Source organism: Nocardiopsis ganjiahuensis DSM 45031 (assembly GCF_000341085.1).
In the GTDB taxonomy this organism is placed as follows: domain Bacteria; phylum Actinomycetota; class Actinomycetes; order Streptosporangiales; family Streptosporangiaceae; genus Nocardiopsis; species Nocardiopsis ganjiahuensis.
Genome location: NZ_ANBA01000051.1, coordinates 1 through 658 on the forward strand (window position 1 = coordinate 1; position 658 = coordinate 658).

The following is a 658-nucleotide window of genomic DNA, read 5'->3' on the forward strand; positions in this document are numbered from 1 at the left end:
CCTAGATCGTTGATGGGAAAATGTGCCCTGGTCAGTGGTCGTAAGCGATCAATGACCGCTTGACCGGGGCACCGATCAGCCAGTTGTGCCAGATCACCGCGTTCAACGCCGCGATGCGCTGACACACCCTGGCCCACAAACCCTCAGTGGTGCGCGCCTGGTGCCGTTCTAGCCCGAGCTGGTTCTTCAACGTCCAGATGATCGCTTCGATCCTTTGCCGTAGCCACCCGGGAAAGCCCCGATCCGGCTCTCCCCTGCGCGCTGGACGCACCAGTGCGTGCCCCAACTGCGCGGCGGCTCTTTCGATTCCGGCGCCGGCGAAGCCCTTGTCGCACACGATCGGGCTCGGCCCTGGAGCGCACCCTTGGGCGTGCAGCAGGTGCAGGGCTTGTTTGCGCTCGTCCAGTTCCTTGGGATGAGCCAGCGAGAAGGAGACCACCGATCCCTCGGCGGTGGTGATGATCAGGAGTTTGGCGCCCCAGTAGAACGCGTGATGGGAGGGGTCCCTGCCATAGCCCGCGATCTCGCCCAGACCGGAGCGGTTGACCGTGACGCGGGAGGCACCGCAGCGCACGGGGGTGGCGTCCATCAAACGCAGGTTCTCGTGCCAGGTGGGTGTGGCTCGGGCCAGCCACATCGCGACCGTGAACAGGGCCGG

The 658-nt window shown here is 65.5% G+C and carries 1 protein-coding gene; it reads right to left on the minus strand.

Features of this window, described 5'->3' with window-relative positions; all coding sequences use genetic code 11:
• Positions 1–31: 31 nt before the first annotated feature.
• Positions 32–658: transposase (locus D458_RS0132675; protein WP_017590928.1), on the minus strand; the 627-nt coding region annotated here is incomplete at its 5' end.